We start from the raw sequence: 3,341 nt of genomic DNA, 5'->3' as shown, positions 1-3,341 counted from the left end.
CCTGACGGCCGAACGGCACGCCGTGGACCGCCTGTTGGACCGTACCCCGCGCCCCGACGCGGTCCTCGGCGTCTACTCCGACTCCGGCCACACCGCCCTCGCCGCCGCCCGTGACCGGGCCGTCCCCGAGGTCCCCGACTGCTGCGGGCTCCTGCTGGAGCGCATCGCCGGGGACAAGGAGGTCCACGCCCGCTTCCACCGGTCCCTCCTCGACGACGCCCTCCTGATCGACCCGTCCCGCACGGTGAGCGCGATCTGCGCGGAGCTGCTCATGGCCGACGCCCGCCCCCTCGCCGAGCACTGGCGGCTGACCGGGCTGGCCGGGCTGACCGGCCTCGACACCGACGCCGTCCGTCATCTGGACGCGCTCGACGCGTTCCTGGACGCCACGCGGCCCACCGCGCTCGCGGCGGGCGGCTCCCTGTGACCGTGACCGTCCGCACCGGGGACACGGCCGACTACGACGCCGTCCGCGCGCTGCACGTCCGCTGCTCGGTGGCGACGCGCGCCCGCCGCTACCACACGGGGACGCCGCAGCTCAGCTTCGACGCGTGGGCGCGGATGAGCGGGCCGCGGGCCGGGTGCACGCTCCTCGCGACACCCTTCGGGCTGCCCCAGCGGGTCGTCGCGGTCGGACACCTCCTCTACGAACGCCACCCGGACGTCGCCGAGCTGGCCGTCCTCGTCGAGGACAGCTGGCAGTCCCACGGCCTCGGCGGCATCCTCTCCCGGCGGCTGTACGGGCTCGCCCACTTCATGCGCGTCCGCACGATCGTCGCCTACGTCGCCACCGACAACATCCGCGCCCGCCGCATGGTCCACGGCCTCGCCCGCCACGCCGGGGGCCACGGGCCCGACGTCCGGCTCCTCTCCGACTCCGACGTCCTCGAAACGGTCCTGTCCTAACCTCACCCCCTGTCTTTCTCCCGGAGGACGCCCATGCCCTCACGCACGCTCACCGCCTGGTACGCCCGCACGTTCCTGCGCTCCCTCAGCCATCTGGACCCCCGGACGGTTCACCGGGTCAACGGGGTCTATCCGCCCGGGGGTTCGGGAGGAGAGCCGGGTGCGGAGTGTTCCGCGGGGGACGAGATCCGGCTCGTCGTGGTCGGGGACTCGACCGCGCTCGGCGTCGGGGTGGGGCACGCGCATCAGGCGCCGGGGGCGTTGCTGGGACAGTGGCTGGCCGAGGAGACGGGGCGGGCGGTACGGGTGTGGGTGTGCGGGCGGTTCGGCGCGACGACGCGGTCGCTGGAGGCGAAGGTGGAGCAGGCGGTGCGGATGCGGCCGGATCTCGTGGTGGTGCTCAGCGGGGCCAACGACAGCCTGCTGCCGGTGCCGTTGGGGGTGGCGGCCCGTGCGCTCGGGCGGCATGTGCGGCGGCTGGCGGGGGAGGGGGCGGCCGTGGTGGCGGCGGTCGGTCCGGACGCGGGGTGCGGGGAGGCGGTCCCCGGGGTCCTCGGCCGGCTGCTGTCCCTGCGATGCCGTCGGCTGGGCCGGCTCCAGGCCCGGTACGCGCTGCGGGCCGGCGCCCGCGTCGTCTCCTTCCGCGACGACGACTTCCGCACCCAGCGGTCCCGGCTGATCGCCGGTGACGGCTTCCACCCCTCCGCCGCCGGCTACGAACTCCACGCGGGCCGCCTGATGCACGCCATGCTCGCCGCCCTCGCCGAACCCCGGCTCCCCGCCGTCCACGCGGAGTTGTGCCTGCGCCGCGCCGACTCCCTGCGCTCCGCGTCCCGCTGGGTCTCCCGCACCCCCAACTCCCACGCGGCTCCCTCCTCTTCACCGGGCACGTACGACGTCCAGGCCCTCCCGCCGAAGCGCCGGCGCCCCCGCAGGACCCCGGCCGCCACCCCGGTCCCGGCCCAGCCCGAGAGGCCCGCGTCCGGGGCGGTGCAGTACGGGTGAGGGGCGGGACGACGTCCGGCCCCTGAGCGCCGCCTCGCCCGCCCCCGCCTCCCCTACCCCCCGACCCCCGCCCCCGCCAGCTCCTGCGCCCGCGCCAGGCACCCCTCCACGTCGGGCACCGTCTGGAGCGCGGGGAGGAGGAGGCGCCACATGTCGAGGACCGCCTCCTCCACGTCCTCCCGGTGACAGAGCGCGTCGGAGACGGTGTGGGTGCCGAAGAAGGCGGCGATGACGGTGCGGGCGGCGCGGGGGACGTCGACGGCGGGGTTCAGCTCACCCGCGCGCAGGGCCTCCTCCAGGACGCCCCCGACGGTGTTGATCCAGCCCACGAACGGCACCGGCATCTCCGCCGAGATCGCGTGCCGTTCGTTCCACAGCCGGTTCCCGGCCCGCACCAGCAGGTTGTCCCGGAACTGCCGCGCGACGTCGAGACTGAGCAGCACGAGCCGCTCCAGCGCGCTCCCGTCCTGCTCCAGGCACCTGGCGACGACGGGTGGCCAGTGCGCGAAGTGCGCCTCGACGAGACGGCGCGCGAGCTCCTCCTTGCTGCCGAAATGGAAATACAGCGCCCCGCTGGTGTACCCGCTGTACTTCGCCACGTCGGAAATGCTCGTACCCGCGTACCCGTGCTCCTCGAAGAGCGCGGCGGCGGCGACGAGAACCGCCTTCCTGGTCGTCTCCGCACGTTCCTGCATCTTCGTCCTCCGGTTCCCGTGAAACCTCATCGGCCTTTCAGGTGATCTATAGGCGGCGGAGGGATATGTCAGCACTGACACGGCCGGTCATTGTTTTCATGATTTTATGTCTGAAACTCTTGTCATTCCTTCCGTCGTCCCTGTGGAGCAGCCGGCCCTCTCCTGGGACCGCACGGTCCCCCGCCATCTGGTCCACCGCCGCTCGGTCGCGGAGGTCCTGCTCACGGACGCGCTTCGGGTCTCGGACAGCCGATTCCTCGTCGCGGCCCAGTGGCCGCTGCGGCACTCCACGTTCGCCCCCGACCCCGAGGGCCGCCACGACCCGGTGTTCGCGGCGGAGACGATCCGCCAGACCGGCCTGCTGATCCCCCGCGTCTTCCTGGGCAGCCCCCCGGAGACCCGCCTGCTCATCAGGACCGTCTCCGTCACCCTCGACCCGGCCGCCGAACCCCGCGCGGCGTTCGGCGCGAGCGACGTCCTGTGCGAGACGCACCTCTCGGACGTCCGCCGAGTCCCCTCCCGGCCGGGCCCGTTGTCCCTCGCGATGGCGGTCGCCTTCTCCTGCGGCGGCGTCCCCTTCGGCCGCGCGGAGGGCAGACTGCGCACCCTGACCCCGCAGCAGTACGACGCCGAACGCCGGGCCGAACTGGGTGAGTTGGACGACCTCCTCGGAGATGCCGGTCGCGGGCTGAACAGCGCCGAGGGCGCCTGCCGCCATGAAGGCCACCACCAGGT

Annotated in this window: 4 protein-coding genes and 1 pseudogene; 4 read left to right on the top strand and 1 reads right to left on the bottom strand. The window is 73.8% G+C overall.

Going from position 1 to position 3,341, the window contains the following annotated elements; all coding sequences use genetic code 11:
* The 3 genes and pseudogenes from ACVNF4_RS34120 to ACVNF4_RS34110 all read left to right on the top strand — a co-directional run.
* Positions 1-427 (top strand): annotated as a pseudogene (locus ACVNF4_RS34120) (hypothetical protein); the annotation flags it as partial.
* A gap of 2 nt (positions 428-429) precedes the next feature.
* A complete protein-coding gene (locus tag ACVNF4_RS34115) occupies positions 430-906 on the top strand; it encodes a GNAT family N-acetyltransferase (RefSeq protein WP_461806747.1) in 477 nt (158 codons plus the stop codon).
* A 33-nt stretch (positions 907-939) separates the two neighbouring features.
* Positions 940-1,911, top strand: a complete 972-nt coding sequence (locus ACVNF4_RS34110; RefSeq protein ID WP_461806746.1) for a GDSL-type esterase/lipase family protein — start codon at positions 940-942, stop codon at positions 1,909-1,911.
* A 53-nt stretch (positions 1,912-1,964) separates the two neighbouring features.
* Here ACVNF4_RS34110 and ACVNF4_RS34105 read toward each other — a convergent pair whose 3' ends face one another.
* On the bottom strand, positions 1,965-2,606 hold the full coding sequence (locus ACVNF4_RS34105; protein ID WP_461806745.1) for a ScbR family autoregulator-binding transcription factor: 642 nt from the start codon (positions 2,604-2,606) through the stop codon (positions 1,965-1,967).
* Positions 2,607-2,712: 106 nt separating this feature from the next.
* On the opposite strand from ACVNF4_RS34105, the gene ACVNF4_RS34100 reads away from it, so the two are divergent.
* The coding region (locus tag ACVNF4_RS34100) for an AfsA-related hotdog domain-containing protein (RefSeq protein WP_461806744.1) at positions 2,713-3,341 on the top strand (629 nt) is incomplete at its 3' end.

Source organism: Streptomyces sp. S6, from assembly GCF_054880855.1.
The sequence above is the reverse complement of the archived record's forward strand: the minus strand, read 5'-3'. Positions and strand labels throughout refer to the sequence as shown.

Coding starts and splice junctions, on each gene's coding strand:
- ACVNF4_RS34105 (WP_461806745.1), bottom strand. CDS start 2,606: ATGCAGGAACGTGCGGAGACGACCAGGAAGGCGGTTCTCGTCGCCGCC.
- ACVNF4_RS34110 (WP_461806746.1), top strand. CDS start 940: ATGCCCTCACGCACGCTCACCGCCTGGTACGCCCGCACGTTCCTGCGC.